Below are 20976 nucleotides of genomic sequence, written 5' to 3'. Positions count from 1 at the left end.
GTATACCCCCATGTTGACCAGCCGAAACGATCCTCCCCTCGCATGAGGCTGCAGCGGTCGGCACCGAGCCTGGTCGGCGGCTTCTAAGCTGCTGGACATGGACGTCTGGACCCGGAACAACATCAAGATCGTTGGCCGCCAGAGCGGCCCGACGCTTTTCCTGGCCCACGGGTTCGGGTGCGACCAGAATTTGTGGCGCCTCATCGTCGACCGGTTGCAAGCCGACTTCCGGATCGTGTTGATGGACCACGTCGGCTCCGGCGCATCGGACCCGAAGGCGTGGGACGAGGCCAAGTACTCATCGCTGGACGGCTACGCCGACGACATCGCCGAGATACTGCGCGACCTCGACCTGCGCGATGTGGTGTTCGTGGGGCACTCGGTGGCCGCGATGATCGGTGTGCTCGCCGTGATCAGCGAGCCCGAACGGATCGCCAAACTCGTCATGATCACGCCGTCGCCCCGCTATATCGACGACGACGGGTACCGGGGCGGATTCTCGAGGGCGGACATCGACGAACTGCTGGAGTCACTGGAACTCAACTACCTCGGCTGGTCGGAAGCCATGGCCCCGGTGATCATGGGCAACGCGGACCGACCGGAGTTGGCCGCGGAACTCGAGGCGACGTTCTGCCGAACCGACCCCGACTGCGCGCGCGTGTTCGCCCGTGCGACGTTCCTGTCCGACAACCGCACCGACCTTCCGAAGGTTTCGGTGCCCACCCTGATTCTGGAGTGTGCGGAAGACGCGATCGCCCCGGCGACCGTCGGAACCTATGTGCACCAACATATTTCCGGTAGTCGGCTGGTCACACTCGACGCGACCGGGCACTGTCCTCACGTCAGCGACCCAGACGAAACGGCCGAAGCGATCGCCGAATTCGCACGTCCGACATGACCGAGTTGGACCTCGGCGATCATTGGGAGAACGCGCCGTCCGGTAACGCGATCGCCCATCCGAACGGACGCATCATCCACGCCAACACGACATTGGCCGGCTGGCTGGGTTACGAGCGGAACAGTCTGCAGGGCAAGCTGATCACCGACCTACTGACCGTGGGCGGCCGCCTGCACTACGACACCCACTTCCGGGCGATTCTGCGGATGAGCGGCAAACTCGATGGAGTCACGCTCGATTTCCAGACCGCCGACGGCACCCGGATCCCCATCTTCCTGACCGCCAACGTGAAGTACGACGCCGACGGCCAGCCGGAGCTGCTGCGCCTCACGGCGGTCGACGCCAAGGACCGGAGATCCTACGAACGCGAACTGCTCGCGCAGCGCGAGCGCGCCGAGACCGAACGCAGCCGCGTGCAGGCATTCGCCGAAACCCTGCGCCGCTCACTGCTTCCGCCGCTCCTGGCGCCGCCGCCGGGATTGGATGCCGCCGCCTACTACCACACCGCATCGGAGGACGACGTCGGCGGCGACTTCTACGACCTCTTCCCGTTCTCGCGAACGACGTGGGGGTTCTTCCTCGGCGATGTCGCCGGCAAGGGGGTCGACGCCGCCGTCGTCGCGGGCCTGGCGCGGTACGTGCTGCGTTCGGCGGCGGTCGCCGACCACGACCCGGTGAAGGCCCTACGCGTCCTCAACTCGGTGCTCATGCAGGACGTCGAGGTCGGCGGTAACCGCCTGTGCACCGTGATCGACGGCAACCTCACCATGTGCGGCGACGGTTTCGACGTGGAACTCGCCAGCGGCGGCCATCCGCCGCCACTGCTCCTCACCGCGGACGGTTCGGCGCACTACGCCGACACCGTCGGCGGCCACGCCACCGGGATCACCGACAACGCGCGATTCGTCGCCCACAAATTTCACCTGTCGCCGGGCGACACGCTGGTCCTCTACACCGACGGCTTGACCGAGGCGAACACCGGAATCGGGCACGAGCGCTACGACGACGAAGGCGCCCTGCTCGCGTTCGTCGACGAGCGCGCCCCCGCCACGGCCGACACCATCGTCAACGCTCTGAAGGAACTCCTCACCAGCTTCGGGCCCGGAGTCAAAGACGATGCAGCGGTGCTCGCCCTCGGGGTACCTGCGAACGCCTGATCAGGTCTCGTCGGCGACGTCGTGGCGATCCTGATGACCGCCCGGGGCCTCGGGATCGTCGTCGCGGTGGTCCAGATCGTCCTGCAGTGCGCGCTGTTCCTCGGTCGCCTTGGTGGCGTCCTTCGGCGTGGCCGGCGGATCGTTCTGCGTTGACATTCGAGCAGGATCGACCGCTTGCCGCACGACGAAACCCGGTGTGATGGGAAGTACATTGCTAGGGCACTAACTATTAGTCCACGATGGAAGTGTGACCACTTCCACGCCGTCCCGCGTCGATCCGCTCGCGCTCGAACAGCAGGTCTGCTTCGCGCTCGCGGTGACCCACCGGGCCGTGCTGGCGATCTACCGACCGCTGCTCGAACCACTCGGCCTCACCCATCCGCAGTATCTGGTCATGCTGACGTTGTGGGACCACTTCAAGACCGCGGGCACGGGCGAGCCGCCCACGAAACCGCTTTCGGTCAAGGAGATCGCACGCAACCTGCAACTCGATTCCGCGACGCTGTCTCCGATGCTCAAACGCCTCGAGTCGCTCGGGCTCATCACCCGGGCCCGTAGCGCCGTCGACGAACGCGCCACCGACGTGCGGCTCACCGAGAAAGGTGAGCACTTACGCCAACGCGCTCTCGACATTCCGCTTGCCGTCGTCGAACGCCTGGGCGTCGACCTTCCCGAACTCGAAAATCTCCGCAATGTGTTGAACCGCGTGAACACCGCTGCGCTTGCGGCGGGCGCACTCGACACCTGACTACCCGAGGAGGACCCGTGGCTGCGGCCCGCCCCAACATCATTCAGTACATCGCCTATTCGTATGGGCGCCGACTGCCGGACTCCATGCGCGAGTGGGTCGCACGCGACCTGGCCGGACCGGGTGCGCTCCGCCGTCACATGATCCGGATGGCGATACCGCCCTTCCTGGTTCTGGCTCCCTTCTGGCTGCTCCCGGCGTCGTTCTACGTACATCTGGAGATGACGGCGCCGATCTACATCTGGGCGATCCTGATGGCGCTGGCACTCAACAAGATCTGGCGCCGCCATCGCCTCGCTCAACACGGGCTCGACCAGAACCTGGTCGACGAGATCAGGCGCCAGAAGGACGCGCGGATGCACGAGGACTACGTCCGTCGCTTCGGCCCGCGCCCCGAAGAAGCGCGCTGGCAGCAGAACAGCAGCCCGTTCTAGCGCACCGGCGCGCCTCGCTTCTTGACCTTGGCGACGACGACATCGGCGATCACGAATGCCAGCAGGCTGAGGCCGAACAGCGGTAGCGCCCAGCCCAGCGCGGCCGCGCCGACGACAAGCGCGGTGACCGCGGCCGGGTGCAAGCCGCGCAGCGCGCCACGGACAGGCGGGCGTCCGACCGCCCAAGACGACCCTTTTGTCGGTCTGCGTTGCCACCACATGAGGTAGCCGCGGACGATGATCGCGATCAACCCAATCGCCGTGAGCGCCAACACGATCTGGTTCACCACTCCGAACAACACGCCCATGTGGGCGTCGATCGCCCAGTCGGTGAGCTTGGCCAGGAAAGGCCAGTCGGTGAAGTCGACACGATCGGTCACGGCACCCGTGGCGGGGTCGACCGAGATCGCGTCGTGGCGGGTGGGCCAGTCACGCTTGTTCTCGATTACCTGCCAGCCCTGCCTCTCGTCGGCGGGCGGATACATCCACATCGGCGCACGTAATCCCGCATCGACGGCGGCGTGCAGTGCGGTGTCCACACCACTCAACATTGCGTCGCCACCGGCCGCGGGCGGCACGTCATGCTGATGCCCGGCCGGTGCCACAGCGTGGGATGGTGTCAGCGCGGTGTCGACCGACGGCGCCGCGGTGTTCAGCCGCTCCTGCAGCAGATTGACCGTCTCACCGCCGTACCGGGACCAGGTGATGCCGGTGACCGACAGCCCGAGCAGCGCCACCATGATCCAAATACCAACCGCGCCATGCCAGGACAGGGTGCGCCGTCGGCCCTTCTTGTCGCGGTCGGGTAGCGCGATTCGACGCAGCTTTCCGGTATCGCGCCGGTGCAGGTACCACAGCGCCAGGCCTGCCAGCGCGATCACCGTCAACCAGCTGGCCGCGAGCTCACTGTAGTTGCGGCCCAGCGCACCGAGGTGCAGGTCGCGATGCAACTCGTCGAACCAGGCGCGGACGGGCAGCCACTGACCGTAGGTGGTCAGCACGCCGCGGATGTCACCGCTGTACGGGTCGACGAACACCGTCCGCGCATAGTCGGGCGGCACATCGTCGACGGCGAGGACGACACGGGTGGTCTCGTCGGCCGAGTCGGGTGGTCCGATGCGCTGCACCACCCCTTCGGGGTGCGCGGCACGCGCGGCACGGATCTGCTCGGCCAGTGGGAGCCGTTGCTCACCGACCTGGTCGACGGTGAGCTGGTGCCGGTAGACCGCTTCGTCGATCTGCGGAATGACGGCATAGACCAGGCCGGTTATCGCGGCGATCAGTAGGAACGGGCCTACGAAAACGCCGGCGTAGAAATGCAATCGAAGAAGAAGTGGACGCAGGCTCCGCGGTCGCTGACGCGCGGGCATGCCGAGGGTAGGGGTCGTTGTCATGAGTGTGTGAGCCTTCAGCCGGTGACGTGACGGAGTGTTCGAAAACGCCGCGACGACGGTCGCGGCCGATCGATCGGCGGCGGGCTAACCCGCCGTTGTGCACCTACGCGGCGGAGCGCGCATGCCGAGCCCGTAGCTACCCAGTACTGACTCGGCGACAACGATTTTGACGTCACGGTCCAGCCTGCGCGCACGCGGCGGAACTCCGAGCGTGGGGAAGATCCGAAGCCACCGCAGTACGGATACACAGACGACGTAGAGGTACTCGACGGCGGCGATCACCGCTCCGAGCACGATTGCGGCCCCGATGTGGGCCGCCACCATGGCGGGTATGAACCCGAGCGCCGCTGCCGTGTGGACGTGTCCCCCCGCGATGACGAACGCCAGGTGGCCGAGGATTTGCGCGGCGCTCAGGGCCCCGACGACGCCGATCACCCGCGCGCGACGCCCGTCGAGCACCGGCCGTGCGGCACCGGCCCCGACGGTGGCACACACGAGTATCGCGAAGATCAGCGCCGAACCCCGCGGCAGCTGCCCACCCGCGAATGTATGCGCGGCGGCGGTCAAGACGGCCGAACACGCACCGACCAGACCCCCGCGCACCCAACGTGCGCGCGACTCGGGCGTGTTCACCCGCCGAACTCTACCGGCGGCCCGACCGGGTCACCCTTCGACCACCACACCGGCAGCGTCCTCCATGGGTTTCACCACCGCGGTGAAGTCGGACTCGGCTCCCTCGGCGGCCATCGTCGCCTCCCATACCTGCGCGACCGCATCGGCGACCTCGGTCGGCAGGCCCAACGCCCTGGCTTCGTCGAGGTAGAGCCTGACGTCCTTGACCATCAGACCCGTCGCGAAGCCGTAGTCGAATGTGCGGGGCAGGACCGCCCGGGGGAACTTGTCCCGGCTGGCGTGGGTGCCACCGGAACCGGCGTTGAGGACGTCGATCATCACCCGTGCGTCGAGGCCCGCTTTCACGCCGGCCACCATCGCTTCGGCAGTGACGGCCAACGTCGTCGCGGCGATCACGTTGTTGACGAGTTTCATCGTCTGCGCCGCACCGGGCTTCTCGCCGACGAACGTTGCCCGCCCGAGGGTTTCGAAGATGGGCGCGCACGCGTCAAAGTGATCCCGCGGGCCCGACACCATGATGGCCAGCGCGCCGGCCTCGGCCCCGTGCACCCCGCCGCTGACGGGACTGTCGAGCGCCGCGATCCCCTGCTCGGCCAACAGATCGCTGTTGCGCTGCGCCGCTTGGCTTCCCACCGTCGACAGGTCGATGAAACATTCGACGGCGGTCCCACCCGCGACTTCGGCGGCCACCGACTCCGACGCCTGCGGTGTCGGAAGGCTGGCCAGCAGGGTCGGGACGCGATCGGCAACCTCGCGGACGGAGGCCGCAGGTAAGGCCCCGGCTTCGACCGCCCTGTCGACCACCTCGCGGCGGGTGTCACACACCACGACCCCGTACCCGGCGGCCCGCAGTCGAGCAGCCATCGGGAATCCCATGTTGCCCAGGCCGACGAAGCCGACGTCCATGGTGTACTACCGCTCTTCGATCTCGTCGAATGTCGCGCGGGCGATCCGGAAGGCTTCCACCGCGGCGGGAACACCTGCGTACACCGCGACCTGCATGAAGATCTCCCGGATCTCCTCGCTGGATACGCCGTTGGTGAGTGCACCCCTGACATGTGTCCGTAATTCGTTGGGGCGGTTCAACACCGCGAGCATCGCGAGGTTCAGCATGCTGCGGGTTTTGCGGGGCAGGGCGTCGCGGCCCCATACCGCCCCCCAGCAGTACTCGGTCACCAGATCCTGGAACGGCCCCGTGAAGTCGTCCGCGCCAGCCGTCGCATTCTGCACATAGGCCTCACCGAGCACCGCCGTGCGGATCTCTCGGCCTTTGTCGTACACGTCTCGGTCCACCACATGAGAGTGGCAGACCCGGGCCGCGCGCGTCAGCCGGCTGGAGCAGGCGCCGGTGCGGGTGCGGGTGCGGGTGCCGGCGCAGGAGCCGCGAAGACCTCGGGTCCGGGGGGCGCCGGAGGTGCCGCGGGGAGCGGCGCCGGCGGCGGCGTCGCGTCGGGATCCAACCGCGCCACGGCATACGCCGCGCCCTCGTTCGTCATTCCGTTGAAGGCGTACGAGTTGTGCGCGATGGGCGGCAGCCCGGGGGGAGCACCGTTGCAGATCGTGTCGCCCTGGGCGCACAGGTCGAGGGTCTTGCCGGTGTACGAGGGGCCGATCACGATCGGCGGGGCACCGATGTCTTGCATGAATTGCTCGGACGGCTTACCGAACAGCACCACAGCCGCCACGTGGTCGGCCACACTCGACGGCATCGGATTCGGGATGTACTCGCGGTACTCGGCCGGAACCTCCTCGGGTATCTCGGCGGCCGTCACATAGCCGGCCACGGCTGCGCCCTGGGAGAATCCGCCGAGCACGATTCGGGTGTCGGGGCAGTTGGCAGCGGTCGATTCGACCTTGGTCCCCGCATCGCGGATCCCGTCGACGACCGTGCGGGCGAACTGGATGCGGTCGCCGAAGTCGTTGCTGGCCGGATAGTTCACCGGGTAGACGTCGACCGTGCGGCCTCCGGCCTGAGCGCGCAGCGCGTCGACGAACGCCTGTCCGACGCCGCCGACGCCGATCGGCTCGAGCGTCCCGCGCGCGAAGACCACCTGCACGTCGGGACAGCCCGGCGGCGGGGCAGGCGCCGGTGCGGGCGGAGGGGGTTGTGCCGCCGCGAGCGGGACGGGTGCGGCGAGGAGTGCCGCTACCGGCACGACCAGACCGAGCATCCGAGCGATTCGACGAGCGCCCATGCGACCACTCCTATGAGTTGCGATACCTCTGCCACCAAATTGCGACGTTCGTCATACCCGCTTTGATCCGCACCCAATCAGAAACGTCAGCCGCCCGCGGGTTGGCTGACCTTCACCAGCATTTTGCCGATGTTCGCGCCGGTGAACAAGCCGTTCATCGCGTCGACGCAGGACTCGATGCCCTCGTAGATCGTTTGGCGGTGCACCAGTCGGCCCTCGGCCGCCCACTGGCGCAGCGGACCGAACGCCTCATCGAAGCGCCCCCATTCGTCCAGCGCGTTGAACCCCTGCATCAGCGCGGTTTTCGACAGCAGGTTGACGTAGTTGGCCGGGCCGGGATGCTCACCGGTCAGATAGCTCGAGATGACCCCGCACAGCACGACTCTCGCCTTGTGCGCCAGCCGGCCGAGCACGGCGTCGAGGATGGGACCGCCGACGTTGTCGAAGTACACGTCGACGCCGTTGGGGCAGTGCTCCTTCAAGGCCGCGGGCAGGTTGTCTTCGCGGTAGTCGATGCACGCGTCGAACCCGAAATCCTTCACGACGGCACGACACTTCTCCGGTCCGCCCGCGATACCCACCACGCGGGCGCCGGCGATCTTGGCGATCTGCCCCGCGACCGAACCGGTGGCGCCCGCCGCCGCCGAGACCACCACCGTCTCGCCCGGCTGCGGCCTGCCGATACCGACCATCCCGAAGTAGGCCGTAGCACCGGTCGGGCCGTACACCGACATCACCGCGAGTTGGTCGACGTCGGGACCGGGCACCGGCGTGGTGAAGATGTCGTCGCGGCTGATGACGTATTCCTGAAAGCCGGTCAACGTCGTCACGACGTCTCCGACGGCGTACGCATCGCAGCGCGACGCCACCACCTCCCCGATCCCCGCCGCGCGGATGACCTCACCGAGTTGCACCGGTGGCAGATACCCCGGCTGGTCGTTCAGCCAGGTGCGGGCCGCCGCGTCGATGCCGATGTAAGTCGTCCGCACCAGCGCCTCACCGTCGGCTGGCTCCGGCGCGGGAGTGGTGATCAACTCGGTGTCGTCGGGCTGCACCAGCCCGACGGGTCTGCGGCGCAACACGATTTGGCGATTCATCAGCTCGGCCACGACGCGAACCTACCCAATGGGCACGCCGCTGTGGGCGTCTGTCGCCGACGATCGCGCGGGTGAACCTTCGACTCGCGAGGAGATGGCAGACGATCGCGATCACTGTCGGGGCGGTTTCAGACTTGTCTCGATTCGGGGGATTAATCGGATTGCAAGAGGGTAAATAATCGGCATGCCCGAAGCCGATGAAGTCACCGCGGTCGCGATCTGCGGCGGATGTGGTTACCCGACACTCGGGCCGAACCTGTGCTCCTACTGCCAAGCCATGACCGCGGATCCGGCCGCAGCCTGACGGGCAACTAGTTCACGGGAACGTCGAGTATCGGGTGCGGTGCATTCGCGCCCGCTGCGTCGAAGTGCCACCACTCGCCGTCGTACACCGCGAGACCCCCCGACTCCATCGCCCCGCGCAAGCGTGCGCGGTTGGCCCTGACGGTCGGTGTGACGCCTTCGGAGGCGTATGCGTGCGCGCGTGAGGTGAAGTCGTCGAACCCGGTGCCCATGTCGACGAGGGAACCGTCGCGGGCCAACGTCACATCGACCGACAGTGCGGCCTCGTGGCTGCGGGCATAGGTCCCCGGCCTCGCCACCCAACTGGGGTCGGGCACCGCCTCGAACATCCGCACCTGCACATCGTGTGGTCGGTAGCAGTCCCAGAACACCAACGCCTCGCCGCCTCGGCGCAGGGTGTCGGCGGCGGCCGCCAACCCGGGTGCCATCGACTCGTGGACCAGGCAGCGCGCATCGGCCGGATACAGCTGCTCGCCGACGAAGTTGTCCGCCGTCGCATACCGGAGGTCGATCACCGCGTCGGGAACGACGCTGCGTACGTCGACGAGCCCGGCCGCCCGGGCCGCATCAGACACCGGCGGCACCGACGCGTCCGGGGTCGCGGAGGTCGTCCCGATCACCGGCGACGCCAGCACGACAGCGGCCGCCGCCGGGCCCGCCCAGGCTCTACGCATTGCGCCTCGTTTCCGGACTGGAGTAGTCGCCTACGCTAGCCCGCTTCCCCCGGCGGAACCGAGCATCGAAGTGTCGTCACGCCGAGGAGGCCACCATGAGCGTCACCATCAACTTCGACACGGACATCGCCTCGGTCGATCGGCGCAGCCCGAGCGTTTTCGAGGCCGACCTGCCTACCGTCTCCTACGAGGACGCCCCCAGCGCATACGAGGCGCACCGGCGGATCGCCGAGGCACGGAGCGCAGGACCGGTCGTGATGGGCGCTCACGGACCCGAGCTGTTGAGCTACGAAACGGTCAGGGCGGCGCTGCGCGACCCCCGCATGTGCGTGCCGCCGGGGCTCGGACTCGAGGCCCAGGGCATCACCTCGGGGCCGCTGTGGGACCGCGCGGTCACCACCCTGCTCAGCGTCAACGGCGAGACCCACTCCCGGCTCCGCCGCCTGGTGTGCAAGGCGTTCACGCCGCGCTCGGTGGGGCGGCTTGAGACGACGGTCACCGAGATCATCTCCGGACTGGTCGACCCGCTGGTGGACACGGGTCGCTGCGAGGTCGTGGAGGACATCGCGCGCCCGTATCCGGTTCCGGTCATCGCCGAGCTGCTCGGTGCCCCGAGCGAGGACTGGAAACTGCTCTCCGAGTGGGCCGACGACTTCTTCAAGCTGTTCCAGTGGAACGCGGCCGAACACGAGCCAATCTTCCTGCAGGCGTGGGCCGAGCTCGACGACTACATCGACGGGATGGTCGCCGAACGCCGGGATTCGCTCACCGACGACCTGATCTCCGAGTTGATCCGCGCCGAGGACGACGGCGACCGGTTGAGCATCGAGGAACTGCGCATGTTGGCCGCGGGCATCCTGATGGCCGGCACCGACACCACCCGCAACCAGCTCGCCGCGGCGGTGGACGTGCTCTGTGACCACCCCGACCAATGGGAGCTGCTTGCCGAGCGTCCCGAGCTCGCGATGAACGCCGTCGAGGAAGTGATGCGGTTCTATCCGGTGGTGTTCGGTGCGATGCGGATGACGATGGAGGACGTCTCCTACGACGGGGTGACCATTCCGGCGGGCAGCTTCGTACTGGTCAACACGGCCAGTGCGAACCGGGATCCGGCCGCCTACGACGACCCCGACCGGCTGGACATCACTCGGCAGGGCGCCACACCGATGCAGACATTCGGGGCGGGTGCGCACTACTGCCTCGGCGCCAACCTGGCCCGCCGTGAACTCGCCGAGGCGCTCGTCGTGATGACCAGCCGCATGCGCAATCTGCGCCGCGTCGGTCCCGCGACGTGGAAGCCGTTGGTCGGGATCACCGGACCCGCGACGCTTCCCATCGCGTTCGACGCCCGCTGACCGGCCGCTTGACCAGGCGTCCCAATCGCACCGCTTACCGCTGAGCACTCGCACAGCGTCACGGGCTTAGACTGCGAGCGTGCGCGAGGTGCTCGACGAGTTGCTGACCGTGTGGCGGGACGGGGGCACCGCCGGTGTGGCCACGGTCGTGCGCACGATTCGCTCGGCTCCTCGCCAGCCCGGCGCGACCATGGTGGTCTGCCCCGACGGCTCGGTAGCCGGTTCCGTGTCGGGTGGCTGCGTCGAGGCCGCCGTCTACGAACTGGCCAACGACGTGGTCTCCTCGGGCCGTCCCGAACTGCAGCGTTACGGCATCAGCGACGACGACGCCTTCGCCGTCGGCCTGACGTGCGGGGGGATCATCGACATCTTCGCCGAGCCGATGTCGCAAGGCACCTTCCCCCAGCTGCAGGCCGTCGCCGACGACATCGCCGCCCACCGGCCGATCGCGGTCGCCACCGTCATCGCACATCCCGAACCCGACCGCGTCGGACGCCGCCTGGTGATCGGTACGGACTCCGTCGACGGCTCGCTCGGGTCGGCGCGCCTGGACGCCGCCGTCACCGACGACGCGCGCGGACTCCTCGCCGCGGGCCGTACCGGGGTGCTGTCTTACGGGCCCGACGGTCAGCGCCAGGAGACCGGCATGGAGGTGTTCGTCGCCAGCCACGCACCGCCGCCGCGAATGCTGATCTTCGGCGCGATCGACTTCGCGGGCGCGCTCGCGCAGCAGGGGGCGCTTCTCGGATACCGCGTCACCGTGTGCGACGCCCGTCCGGTGTTCGCCACGCCGGCCCGTTTCCCCGGCGCGCATGAGGTCGTCGTCAACTGGCCCGACCGCTACCTCGCGGAACAGGCCGAGCTGGGCGCGATCGACGCCCGCACCGCGGTCTGCGTGCTCACTCACGACCCAAAGTTCGACGTACCGGTGCTGCAGGTCGCGCTGCGCCTGCCCGAGGTCGGCTACATCGGGGTGATGGGCTCGCGCCGAACCCACGACGACCGGATGGGCCGGTTGCGCGAGGCGGGACTCACCGACGCGGAGCTGATGCGGTTGGCCAGCCCGATCGGACTCGATCTCGGGGCCCGCACCCCGGAAGAGACCGCGGTGTCGATCGCCGCGGAGATCATCGCCCGCAGGTGGGGTGGCGGCGGCGCACCGCTCAGCGATACCGACGGGCGCATCCATCACGAGCGATGAGACAGCGCATATGGAAATGTCGTTCTCGAATGCGATAACGTCACTCTTTACACGGCGAAGAGAAGGGTGAACCGTGACTTCTGCTTCAGCGGAGAAGGTCGCGACCCGTTATGCAGGAACCCGGGTCGCGCGCGTCGAGGACAACCGGCTTCTCACCGGTCGCGGCACGTTCGTCGACGACGTCGTACGTCCAGGCATGCTGCACGCCTGCTTCGTGCGCAGCCCGTTCGCGAGGGCCAGGATCAAGGGCATCGATGCGTCGGCGACGCTGGCCATGCCCGGCGTCCACGCGGTGTTCACCGCCGACGACCTCAACCCTGACGTCAAAGAGGCGTGGCACGCGGTTGCCGGCAAGGACATCCCGGACACTCCGCGGCCGCCGCTGGCCGAGGGTGAGGTCAAGTTCGTCGGCGATCCAGTCGCGCTCGTCGTCGCCGACAGCCGCTACCTGGCCGAGGACGCCGTCGATGCCGTCGACGTCGACTATGAACCGCTGCCGGCGGTCGCCGATTTCACCAAGGCGATCGGCGGCGCCGAGGCCGGCGTGCCGGTCGTGCATGAGGCCTATCCGGACAACGTCGCCGGCGGCATGGGCGGCGCACCGCCGGACGAGGAGACCTTCGCCAACGCGGCCTGTGTCGCATCGGCGAACATCTATCAGCAGATCTACGCGCCGGTGCCGATCGAATGCCGCGGCATGGTCGTGGAATGGACGCCCTCGACCGGCGAACTGACGCTGTGGGCGTCCACGCAGACGCCGCATGAGTTGCGCGCGTTCTGCGCCCGCCTGCTCGGCATCCCGGCGCACAACGTGCGCGTCATCATGCGCGACACCGGCGGCGGCTTCGGACAGAAAGTCGTGCCGATGCGCGAGGACATGTGCATCATGCTCGCCGCGCGCAAGCTACCCGCGGCTTTGAAGTGGATCGAGGACCGCCGCGAGAACCTGATGTCGGCGGGTCAGGCCCGCCACGTCGACGGCACCGCCCGGGTGGCCCTTGACGAGGAGGGCACCATCCTCGCCGTCGACATCGACTTCGCCTACGACGTCGGCGCCTATCCCACGCCGTACCCGGTGTTGACCACCGCCGCGGTCGGCATGTTCTTCCCCGGTCCGTACCGGGTGCCCAAGGCCAGCTTCAACTACAAGACGGTGTTCTCCAACACCGCGGGGCTGGCCGCCTACCGCGGACCCTGGCAGTACGAAACGTTGGCCCGCGAAGTGCTTTTCGACATCGCCGCGCGCAAGATCGGCATGGATCCGGTCGAACTGCGCCGGCGCAACATCCTGCGCGGCGACGAAATGCCGTACTTCAACCCCAACGGCATGCCCTACGACCACGTCGCTCCCGCCGACACGTTCGAGCAGGCCGTGAAAATCCTCGACCACGAAGGCTTCCGCAAGGAGCAGGCCGAGGCGCTCGCCGACGGTCGCTACCTCGGGCTCGGATTCTCGGCGTACATCGAGCCGACCGGAGCCGCGACGGGCCACCTCGCGTCCGAGGGTGCGACCATCCGCATGGAGCCGACGGGCAAGATCAACGTCTACGTCAACGGCGGCTCGACGGGCAACAGCATCGAGACCACGGTCGTGCAGTTGACCGCGGACGCGTTGGGCGCCGACATCGCCGATGTGTCGACGATCCAGGGCGACACCGCGGTCACGCCGTACGGCGCGGGCACGCAGGGCAGCCGCAGCGGCCCGATGACCGCCGGTGCGGTGGCAGAAGCCGGCGCAATGCTGCGCAAGCAGATCATCGCCATGGCGGCGCCGCGCCTCGAGGTCGAGGAGTCCGAGATCGAGCTGGCCGGATCTCGGGCCGTCGTGCGCGAAAACCCGGATAAGAGCGTCACTTTCGCCGACCTGGCATACCGCGCGTACTACGAGCCCGGGCAATTGCCGCCGGGGGTGTCGGCCTCCCTCGAGGCGACCGCGCGTTTCACATCGCAGGCACCGATCCACTGGGCGAACGCCACACACGCCTGCACATGCGAGGTCGACATCGAGACCGGGCGAGTCACCCTCACCCGCTACATCGTCAGCGAGGACGTCGGCCCGATGATCAACCCCAACGTGGTGGAGGGGCAGATCGCCGGCGGGACCGTGCAGGGCATCGGGGGTGCTCTATTGGAGGACATGGCCTACGACGACGACGGCAACCCGTTGTCGAGCACATTCGTCGACTACCTGCTGCCGACGGCCACCGAGGTGCCCGCGATCGAATACGGCCACGTCGAGATCCCCGGACCCGGTGTCGGCGGATACAAAGGCGTCGGCGAGGGCGGCGCCATCGGGTCGACGCCCGCCGTGATCAACGCGATCAACGACGCCCTGGCGCCGCTCGGCGTCACCCTGACCCGCCTGCCCGCCAGCCCCGCCGCGATCGTCGAGGCGATCGAGAAAGCCCAGAAGTGAGGATCAAGTGGAACTGAACAACGAGTTTCGCGTCGCGGTGCCTGCCGACAAGACGTGGGAGGTGCTGACCGACGTCGAGCGTGTCGCCCCGTGCCTGCCCGGGGCCACGCTGCTGTCGGTGGACGGCGATGACTTCACCGGTGCGGTGAAGGTCAAGGTCGGCCCGATCACGGTGTCCTACAAGGGTGTTGCCTCGTTCCAGGAGAAGGACGCCGCCGCCCAGCGCGTCGTGCTCAAGGCCGAGGGCAAGGAGACCCGCGGTAGCGGCAACGCCGCCGCCATCGTCACCGCGCAGCTCAAGGACGAGGGCGCCGCGGGCACCGTCGTCTACATCAACACCGACCTGACGATCTCCGGCAAGGCCGCCCAGTTCGGGCGCGGCGTGCTCGCCGACGTGGCATCCAACTTGATCGGACAGTTCGCCAAGTCGCTGGAGGCCAGCGTCCTCGGCGACAGGGCGCCGAATGGAGCCTGGGCGCCGACCACCGCCCCGACGGCGGAAGCGGCCGCAGCGACGGCCCAGGCCGACGCCGGTGATTCCATCGACATGCTGAAAGTCGTTGCGCTGCCGCTGGCCAAGCGGGTCGCACCGGTCGTGGCCGCGGTCGCCGGCGGCTTGACGGTCGGCTTCCTCATCGGCCGGCGACGCCGCAAGGCGCCGACCGCGGTGTTGGCCGACGACCTGCAGGCCGCATTGGCCCGGCTGCTCAGCTCGCCGACCGAGCGACTGCGGTCATGAAGGCCGCTCCGTTCACCTACCACCGTCCAGACTCGGTCAAGGAGGCCGTCGACATGCTCGCCGAGTTCGGCGAGGATGCGAAAATCCTTGCGGGCGGACAGAGTCTGGTGCCCATGTTGGCGATGCGGTTGACGCACTTCGACAACCTCATCGACATCTCCCGCATCGAAGAGCTTCGCAGCATCGACCTGGTGGACGGCGCGGTGCGCGTCGCGGCGGGTACCCCGCACTCGTTCGTCGGTATGGATGACGAAGTGGCAGAATCGGTTCCGCTGCTGACGCTGGCGACCCCGCACATCGGGCACTTCCAGATCCGGACCAGGGGCACGCTGGGCGGCGCCATCGCACACGCAGACCCCGCGGCGGAGTACGCGGCGGTGGCGTTGGCGCTCGACGCGCAGATGGATGCGGTGTCCTCGACGGGGTCTCGGCAGATCGCGGCGAAGGACTTCTTCACCGGCCTCTGGGAGACCTCACTGGAACCCGGGGAGATGCTGACCGCGGTGCAGTTCCCCGTGTGGGGTGGGCGATCCGGTTTCGCGCTGGAGGAATTCGCCCGCCGTCACGGCGACTTCGCGATCGCGGGTGCTGCGGTAGCGGTCGAACTCGACCGCGATGACCGGGTAACCCGTTGCGGCATAGGCTTGTTGGGGCTGGGGTCGACGCCGCTGCGCGGCAGCGCCGCCGAGGAGGCCGTGACCGGTCACCCGATCGGTGAGGTCAGCGCCGAAGAGGTCGGCAGGCTCGCGCTGGCCGGCCTCGAGGACATCCCGTCCGACCTGCAGGGGTCGGCCACCTACCGGGCCAAGGTCGGCGCGACGATGGTCGCCCGCGCCTGGTCCCGCGCCACAACGGAGGCAATCGATGCATGAACTGCCGGTCGAGATGACGGTCAACGGGCGCACGTTCTCCGCGACCGTGGAGCCGCGCATCACGCTCGCGGACTTCCTGCGGGAGAAGTGTGGCCTGACGGGAACGCACCTCGGTTGTGAGCACGGCGCCTGCGGCGCATGCACCGTGCTGCTCAACGGCGACGCGGTGCGCGCGTGCCTGATCTTCGCCGTTCAGGCCGAGGGTATGGAGGTCACCACCGTCGAGGGAATCGGCGGTGCGGACGGCGAACTGTCGCCCGTGCAGGCCGCGCTGCGCGAATGCCATGGCCTGCAGTGCGGCTTCTGCACGCCGGGGTTCGTCACCTCGATAACCGCACTGCTTCGCGACAACCCCAAGCCGACCGACGAGGAGATCCGTGAGGGCTTGTCGGGCAACTTCTGCCGGTGCACCGGCTATCAGGGGATCGTCAACGCCGTGCATCGCGCGGCCGAGATGACCTAAGTCCTGCCGCGCCGACCACAACCCGGCATCGTGGACGCCATGGATATCGGGTTCATCGGTCTGGGCAACATGGGCGCTCCGATGGCGGCCAACCTCCTCGGGGCGCGGCATCGGGTGACGGTCTACAACCGCTCAGCGGACAAGGTCTCGGCACTCGCCGAACTGGGCGCCACCCCCGCGGCCTCCGTGGCCGACGCGTGTCGCGGCGAGTGCGTGGTCACGATGCTGGCCGACGACGGTGCGGTCGAGGCGGTTTCGTTGTCCGACGACGGCATCGTGTCCGCGCTGTCACCCGGCGCCACCCACATCTCGTGCAGCACGATCAGCGCCGCACTCACCGACCGGCTGGCCGACGCGCACGCCGCCGCCGGCCAGCGTTTCGTATCGGCACCTGTTTTCGGTCGGCCGGAGGCGGCGGCCGCGGCGAAACTGTTCGTGATCGCAGCAGGTGACGCGACGGCCGTGACGGACGCCGGACCGGTGTTCGACGCGATCGGACAGCGCACGTTCGTCGTGTCCGAGACCCCGAGGGCCGCGACGCTGATCAAACTCAGCGGCAACTTCCTGATCGCATCGGTCATCGAGGCGCTCAGCGAAGCCATGGCCCTGGTCGTCAAGGGTGGGGTGACCAAACCGGACTATCTGGAGATCCTGACGTCGACGCTGTTCGACGCACCGGTGTACCGGACCTACGGCGGGCTGATGGCGCGAGGCGAGTTCGAACCCGCCGGCTTCGCCGCCACACTCGGGCTCAAGGATGTCCGGCTGGCGCTGGCGGCGGGCGAAGAGCTGCGTGTTCCGTTGCCGATCGCCAGTTTGGTGCGCGACAAGTTCCTGACGCTGATCGCCCGGGGCGGCGGCGACCTCGACTGGTCCGCGCTGAGCACCGTCGCGGACTGGGAGTCCGGCGCCGAGCCCACGCGCTGAGGGCGATACGATCGGCGCTTCTTCGAAATCCGAGGAGCACCATGCTGATCGCGGTCACCGGAGGCACCGGTTACGTCGGCGCCCACTGCGTGCGCGCCCTGCTCGAAGCCGGCCACCGCGTGCGTCTGCTCGTCGCACCGGACGCGGAGGGCGCCCCGGTTCTCGCCCGCCTCGCCGAGATCGGTGAGATCGAAACGATCAGCGGCGACATCCGGCAAACCTCCACGGTGGACGCGCTGCTCGACGGCTGCGACGGGGTGCTGCACGGAGCCGGTGTGGTCGGCACGGACAAGCGGCGCAGCAAGCTGATGTGGGAGGTGAACGCCCACGCCACCGAGACGGTGCTGACCCGCGCAGTCGCCGGTGGACTGGACCCGGTCGTGCTGGTCAGCAGCTACAGCGCGCTGTTCCCGCCGCCGAACGGCGTGATCGGTCCCGATACGCCGACCGCGCCGGGGCGCAGTCCGTACGCGCAGACCAAGGCCTACGCCGACCGGGTGGCGCGGCGGTTGCAGGACCAGGGCGCGCCGGTGGTCATCACCTACCCGTCGAGTGTGGTGGGTCCGGCCTTCCACACCGCGGCGGGCGTCACCGAACGCGGATGGGCGCCGATGGTGCGGTGGGCCGTCGCGCCGCGGCTGCGCGGCGGCATGCAGATGATCGACGTCCGCGATGTCGCCGACGTGCACGCGGCGCTGTTCACTGCCGGCCGCGGGCCGCGCCGCTACGTGTGCGGGGGCGAGCTGCTCACGTTCGAGGAGATGATTTCGGCGCTCGAGCGGGGCGCGAACCGTCGATTCCGGCGGATCCCCGTCAGCCAGGGCATGTTTCGCGGTATCAGCATCGTTGGGGAGGCACTGTCCGGCGTCGTCGACCTGGGTGACGGCCTGACGTACGAGGCCGCGCTGCTGCTGACCGCTGCGACGCCGACCGACGACTCCGCGACCACCGGGGACCTCGGCATCACGTGGCGCTCCCCGGTCGACGCGATCATCGCGTCGTTCGAACCGCAGCAGTCGGTCCCGTAACCACCGACGGCCGGGTATACCTTTCGGTCATGCTGGGTCCGTCGCCGCTGTGGTTGGTGCTCGACCTGCTCGGCACTTTCGCGTTCGCGCTCAACGGGGCCCTGACCGCGGTGCGCGCCGAACGCCTCGACATCTTCGGTGTCATCACGCTCGGCATGTTCACTGGACTGGGCGGCGGCACGATCCGCGACGTCTTGCTCGACTCGCTGCCGCCGGCCACCTTCGTCGACTGGCGGTATCTGGCCGTCGCGGCGTCGGGCGGCCTGATCGCGTTCATCCTGACCCGCCGTCTCGACCGGATCGCCGCCGCCATCACCGTTCTCGACGCTGTGGGGTTGAGCGTGTTCGCGGTGCTGGGCGCGTACAAGGCGCTCGATCTCGGCTTCGGCATCGTGCAGGCGGTGATCGTCGGCACCGTCACCGCCGTCGGCGGCGGCACGATCCGCGACGTTTTGATCGGCCGGATCCCGACGGTGCTGCGCAGCGAGCTGTACGCGATCCCCGCCCTGATCGGCGCGACCTGTGTGGGTGCCGCCGACGCGATCGGCTACCACGGCACGCTGGCCGCAGTGTTCGGCGCGCTGGTCTGCCTCACGATCCGCCTGATCGGCGTTCGCTTCGATCTCCACGCCCCTCGTGTGCCGGACGGACCGGACTAGAGGCGTCACGCGCGCGATCGCTGCGCGCGGAACGCCCGGTGGTAGCGCTCGGCGGCGCTTTCGCGCAACTCGCTGGTGAGGTCGCGTTGGTCGCCGATCAGATAACCCACCACACCCAGGGCCGTCGCGGCCGCGCCCGGAATCCAGGCTGCCCACGCGGTGGGATCGTGCGAGAACCCGGCGGCCGTCGGAGCGAGGAACAGGGCGAAGCCAACCGCGGCGAGCATGAAGTAGTCACGGGTCGGATCGACCGCCGTCCACGACCACAGTGCGACGACGGTCAGGAAGACACCCAAACCGACCGTGCTGGCCACCGCGGCCGCCGAACCCCGCACCACCAAGGACCCGAGCAGCACGGTGCCGAGCCCGAGGACCAGAGCCGCGCCGCTGATCAGGGTCGCGGTTCTGTCGCGCTTCGCGTCGCGGTGACCCCAGTGGCTGATGCCCGTGACCGTCGGCGGCTGCCCGGTCACCCAACCGATCGCGCCGAGCGTCATCACCAGCGGGCCCGCGACGATGCCGGTCCACGCCGCGCCGGGGTCCGGGAAGAAGGCCGCCCCGAGGAACGGCAACATGGCCAATCCAAGCCCGATCGCGACAAGACCCCAGCTGCCGGGCGTGCGAACCCGCGCGAGGAGTGAAAGCGCGGCGAAGAACACAATGAAGGCGCCGAATGCGAGTGTGAGCCCGCGACCCGTCGCCGTCGAGGTCACGGTGAGCGCGGCGACGACGGCGCCGATGCCTATCAGCAGGGCCGTCCAGCTGGTCCAGTGTCGGGGTTGTCCAGTCACGGTTGTTCTCCTGTCGATCTCGGTGGGCGGGCCGCGGGCGAAGTCACCGCGTTCAACCGCCGCTAGGTGAGAAGCGCTCCGCCCTCGGCCTCCCAACGTGGAATGGCCACCTGGGCGAGCCACTGGTCGTCGTCACGCCACAGGCCACGTTTCGGTGAACTGCCCGGCGTCTCACGCCGTGTCGGTGGTCGTTGCGGTGATCGCGCGAACACCGGTGTGCCGCCGATTTTTTCGATCGACGCGGTCATGTCTGTTGCCCTCGCTCAGTCTCGTCGGTATGTGCCCGGACCCGCTTCCGTGGGGGGTCCGACAACACCTTCCATGCTGCGGGCAGACAAGGGGCAAAGCATTGCCTCGCGCCGACAACCGTCGAGTCAGGCATTGTTCGCGCGCAACAAAGCTCGCGCAGAGGCGATTTGAATCAGATGCGCTGGGACGCTAGCTGCGGTCTGGCTCGGTGCGCGGCCCGAAGCCGGAGTGCGACTCACCCGCTGTCGCATGCCTGCCGATATGGGCCTCGGCGCGCATGCGGTCGACCATGTGCGGGTAGTGCAGCTCGAACGCTGGTCGCTCGGAACGGATTCGGGGCAGCTCGGTGAAGTTGTGCCGCGGCGGCGGGCATGATGTCGCCCATTCCAGCGAGTTGCCGTAACCCCACGGATCGTCGACGGTGACCGGTTCGCCGTAGCGCCAACTCTTGAACACGTTCCACGCGAACGGCAGCACCGAGAGTCCGAGAATGAACGCGCCGATCGACGACACGACATTGAGAACGGTGAAGCCGTCGGTCGGCAGATAGTCGGCGTAGCGGCGCGGCATGCCCTCGTCACCCAGCCAGTGCTGCACCAGGAACGTGGTGTGGAATCCGATCAACGTCAGCCAGAAGTGCAGCTTGCCCAGCCGCTCGTCGAGTAGGCGGCCCGTCATCTTCGGGAACCAGAAGTAGATACCGGCATACGTCGCGAACACGATCGTGCCGAACAGCACGTAAT

The 20976-nt window shown here is 68.3% G+C and carries 24 protein-coding genes; 13 read left to right on the top strand and 11 right to left on the bottom strand.

Annotated elements, in window-relative coordinates:
• Nucleotides 1–97 precede the first annotated feature (97 nt).
• Both A5752_RS00970 and A5752_RS00965 read left to right on the top strand, forming a co-directional pair.
• Nucleotides 98–898, top strand: a complete 801-nt coding sequence (locus A5752_RS00970; RefSeq protein WP_067080669.1) for an alpha/beta fold hydrolase — start codon at nt 98–100, stop codon at nt 896–898.
• Nucleotides 895–2055 (top strand): SpoIIE family protein phosphatase, encoded by a 1161-nt coding sequence (locus A5752_RS00965; RefSeq protein WP_067080666.1) that lies wholly within the window; start codon nt 895–897, stop codon nt 2053–2055. Before A5752_RS00970 ends, A5752_RS00965 begins: the two co-directional genes overlap by 4 nt.
• Here the strand turns inward: A5752_RS00965 and A5752_RS27655 are convergent, their stop codons facing one another.
• On the bottom strand, nt 2056–2211 hold the full coding sequence (locus tag A5752_RS27655; RefSeq protein ID WP_197500512.1) for a hypothetical protein: 156 nt from the start codon (nt 2209–2211) through the stop codon (nt 2056–2058).
• A gap of 91 nt (nt 2212–2302) precedes the next feature.
• Here A5752_RS27655 and A5752_RS00960 point away from each other — a divergent pair, with 91 nt between their 5' ends.
• Nucleotides 2303–2803, top strand: a complete 501-nt coding sequence (locus A5752_RS00960) for a MarR family winged helix-turn-helix transcriptional regulator (RefSeq protein WP_067080663.1) — start codon at nt 2303–2305, stop codon at nt 2801–2803.
• 17 nt (nt 2804–2820) lie between these two features.
• Nucleotides 2821–3237 carry a DUF5313 domain-containing protein gene (locus A5752_RS00955; RefSeq protein ID WP_067080660.1) on the top strand — a complete coding sequence of 139 codons (417 nt, stop codon included), beginning with the start codon at nt 2821–2823 and terminating at the stop codon, nt 3235–3237.
• Here A5752_RS00955 and A5752_RS00950 read toward each other — a convergent pair.
• The 7 genes from A5752_RS00950 to A5752_RS00920 form a co-directional block, all read right to left on the bottom strand.
• The gene (locus tag A5752_RS00950) at nt 3234–4631 is read right to left on the bottom strand and encodes a PepSY-associated TM helix domain-containing protein (protein ID WP_067080657.1); all 1398 of its coding nucleotides are present in this window, start codon (nt 4629–4631) and stop codon (nt 3234–3236) included. The genes A5752_RS00955 and A5752_RS00950 overlap by 4 nt on opposite strands.
• 84 nt (nt 4632–4715) lie before the next feature.
• Nucleotides 4716–5264, bottom strand: coding sequence for a hypothetical protein (locus A5752_RS00945; RefSeq protein WP_067080653.1), 549 nt, complete (start codon nt 5262–5264; stop codon nt 4716–4718).
• Nucleotides 5265–5294: 30 nt separating this feature from the next.
• A complete protein-coding gene (locus tag A5752_RS00940; RefSeq protein ID WP_067080650.1) occupies nt 5295–6170 on the bottom strand; it encodes an NAD(P)-dependent oxidoreductase in 876 nt (291 codons plus the stop codon).
• 6 nt (nt 6171–6176) lie between these two features.
• Nucleotides 6177–6557, bottom strand: coding sequence for a carboxymuconolactone decarboxylase family protein (locus A5752_RS00935; protein ID WP_067080647.1), 381 nt, complete (start codon nt 6555–6557; stop codon nt 6177–6179).
• Nucleotides 6558–6589: 32 nt separating this feature from the next.
• Nucleotides 6590–7459 carry a cutinase family protein gene (locus A5752_RS00930; RefSeq protein ID WP_082963684.1) on the bottom strand — a complete coding sequence of 290 codons (870 nt, stop codon included), beginning with the start codon at nt 7457–7459 and terminating at the stop codon, nt 6590–6592.
• Nucleotides 7460–7545: 86 nt separating this feature from the next.
• Nucleotides 7546–8568: an NADP-dependent oxidoreductase gene (locus A5752_RS00925; RefSeq protein ID WP_067080644.1), complete on the bottom strand. Its 1023-nt coding sequence runs from the start codon at nt 8566–8568 to the stop codon at nt 7546–7548.
• A 299-nt stretch (nt 8569–8867) separates the two neighbouring features.
• On the bottom strand, nt 8868–9533 hold the full coding sequence (locus tag A5752_RS00920; RefSeq protein WP_067080642.1) for a M15 family metallopeptidase: 666 nt from the start codon (nt 9531–9533) through the stop codon (nt 8868–8870).
• Nucleotides 9534–9628: 95 nt separating this feature from the next.
• Here A5752_RS00920 and A5752_RS00915 point away from each other — a divergent pair, with 95 nt between their 5' ends.
• From A5752_RS00915 to A5752_RS00875, 9 genes are all read left to right on the top strand, one after another.
• Nucleotides 9629–10888 carry a cytochrome P450 gene (locus tag A5752_RS00915; RefSeq protein WP_067080639.1) on the top strand — a complete coding sequence of 420 codons (1260 nt, stop codon included), beginning with the start codon at nt 9629–9631 and terminating at the stop codon, nt 10886–10888.
• Between the two features lie 79 nt (nt 10889–10967).
• Nucleotides 10968–12089 (top strand): XdhC family protein, encoded by a 1122-nt coding sequence (locus A5752_RS00910; RefSeq protein WP_067080636.1) that lies wholly within the window; start codon nt 10968–10970, stop codon nt 12087–12089.
• Nucleotides 12090–12162: 73 nt separating this feature from the next.
• Nucleotides 12163–14505: a xanthine dehydrogenase family protein molybdopterin-binding subunit gene (locus A5752_RS00905; RefSeq protein WP_067080633.1), complete on the top strand. Its 2343-nt coding sequence runs from the start codon at nt 12163–12165 to the stop codon at nt 14503–14505.
• 7 nt (nt 14506–14512) lie between these two features.
• Nucleotides 14513–15244 carry an SRPBCC family protein gene (locus tag A5752_RS00900; RefSeq protein ID WP_067080630.1) on the top strand — a complete coding sequence of 244 codons (732 nt, stop codon included), beginning with the start codon at nt 14513–14515 and terminating at the stop codon, nt 15242–15244.
• Nucleotides 15241–16116, top strand: coding sequence for an FAD binding domain-containing protein (locus A5752_RS00895; protein WP_067080628.1), 876 nt, complete (start codon nt 15241–15243; stop codon nt 16114–16116). The genes A5752_RS00900 and A5752_RS00895 overlap by 4 nt, the downstream gene beginning before the upstream one ends.
• Complete coding sequence (locus A5752_RS00890; RefSeq protein WP_067080625.1) at nt 16109–16579, top strand: (2Fe-2S)-binding protein; 471 nt, start codon at nt 16109–16111, stop codon at nt 16577–16579. The genes A5752_RS00895 and A5752_RS00890 overlap by 8 nt, the downstream gene beginning before the upstream one ends.
• A gap of 39 nt (nt 16580–16618) precedes the next feature.
• Nucleotides 16619–17506, top strand: coding sequence for an NAD(P)-dependent oxidoreductase (locus tag A5752_RS00885; RefSeq protein ID WP_067080978.1), 888 nt, complete (start codon nt 16619–16621; stop codon nt 17504–17506).
• Between the two features lie 41 nt (nt 17507–17547).
• On the top strand, nt 17548–18534 hold the full coding sequence (locus A5752_RS00880) for an NAD-dependent epimerase/dehydratase family protein (protein ID WP_067080622.1): 987 nt from the start codon (nt 17548–17550) through the stop codon (nt 18532–18534).
• Between the two features lie 29 nt (nt 18535–18563).
• Nucleotides 18564–19193 (top strand): trimeric intracellular cation channel family protein, encoded by a 630-nt coding sequence (locus A5752_RS00875; protein ID WP_067080620.1) that lies wholly within the window; start codon nt 18564–18566, stop codon nt 19191–19193.
• 5 nt (nt 19194–19198) lie between these two features.
• On the opposite strand, the gene A5752_RS00870 is transcribed toward A5752_RS00875, so the two are convergent.
• The 3 genes from A5752_RS00870 to A5752_RS00860 all read right to left on the bottom strand — a co-directional run.
• Nucleotides 19199–19984 (bottom strand): hypothetical protein, encoded by a 786-nt coding sequence (locus tag A5752_RS00870; RefSeq protein ID WP_067080617.1) that lies wholly within the window; start codon nt 19982–19984, stop codon nt 19199–19201.
• Nucleotides 19985–20046: 62 nt separating this feature from the next.
• A complete protein-coding gene (locus tag A5752_RS00865; RefSeq protein ID WP_067080614.1) occupies nt 20047–20232 on the bottom strand; it encodes a hypothetical protein in 186 nt (61 codons plus the stop codon).
• A 190-nt stretch (nt 20233–20422) separates the two neighbouring features.
• The coding region (locus A5752_RS00860) for a cbb3-type cytochrome c oxidase subunit I (protein WP_197500511.1) at nt 20423–20976 on the bottom strand (554 nt) is incomplete at its 5' end.

Source organism: Mycobacterium sp. 852002-51961_SCH5331710 (genome assembly GCF_001665535.1).
Classification (GTDB): Bacteria; Actinomycetota; Actinomycetes; order Mycobacteriales; family Mycobacteriaceae; genus Mycobacterium.
The sequence above is the reverse complement of the archived record's forward strand: the minus strand, read 5'-3'. Positions and strand labels throughout refer to the sequence as shown.

Excerpts from the sequence above, each read along its gene's own strand:
- A5752_RS00970 (WP_067080669.1), top strand. The coding sequence starts at position 98 with ATGGACGTCTGGACCCGGAACAACATCAAGATCGTTGGCCGCCAGAGC.
- A5752_RS00965 (WP_067080666.1), top strand. The coding sequence starts at position 895 with ATGACCGAGTTGGACCTCGGCGATCATTGGGAGAACGCGCCGTCCGGT.
- A5752_RS27655 (WP_197500512.1), bottom strand. The coding sequence starts at position 2,211 with ATGTCAACGCAGAACGATCCGCCGGCCACGCCGAAGGACGCCACCAAG.
- A5752_RS00950 (WP_067080657.1), bottom strand. The coding sequence starts at position 4,631 with ATGACAACGACCCCTACCCTCGGCATGCCCGCGCGTCAGCGACCGCGG.
- A5752_RS00940 (WP_067080650.1), bottom strand. The coding sequence starts at position 6,170 with ATGGACGTCGGCTTCGTCGGCCTGGGCAACATGGGATTCCCGATGGCT.
- A5752_RS00930 (WP_082963684.1), bottom strand. The coding sequence starts at position 7,459 with ATGGGCGCTCGTCGAATCGCTCGGATGCTCGGTCTGGTCGTGCCGGTA.
- A5752_RS00920 (WP_067080642.1), bottom strand. The coding sequence starts at position 9,533 with ATGCGTAGAGCCTGGGCGGGCCCGGCGGCGGCCGCTGTCGTGCTGGCG.
- A5752_RS00915 (WP_067080639.1), top strand. The coding sequence starts at position 9,629 with ATGAGCGTCACCATCAACTTCGACACGGACATCGCCTCGGTCGATCGG.
- A5752_RS00895 (WP_067080628.1), top strand. The coding sequence starts at position 15,241 with ATGAAGGCCGCTCCGTTCACCTACCACCGTCCAGACTCGGTCAAGGAG.
- A5752_RS00890 (WP_067080625.1), top strand. The coding sequence starts at position 16,109 with ATGCATGAACTGCCGGTCGAGATGACGGTCAACGGGCGCACGTTCTCC.
- A5752_RS00885 (WP_067080978.1), top strand. The coding sequence starts at position 16,619 with ATGGATATCGGGTTCATCGGTCTGGGCAACATGGGCGCTCCGATGGCG.
- A5752_RS00880 (WP_067080622.1), top strand. The coding sequence starts at position 17,548 with ATGCTGATCGCGGTCACCGGAGGCACCGGTTACGTCGGCGCCCACTGC.
- A5752_RS00875 (WP_067080620.1), top strand. The coding sequence starts at position 18,564 with ATGCTGGGTCCGTCGCCGCTGTGGTTGGTGCTCGACCTGCTCGGCACT.
- A5752_RS00865 (WP_067080614.1), bottom strand. The coding sequence starts at position 20,232 with ATGACCGCGTCGATCGAAAAAATCGGCGGCACACCGGTGTTCGCGCGA.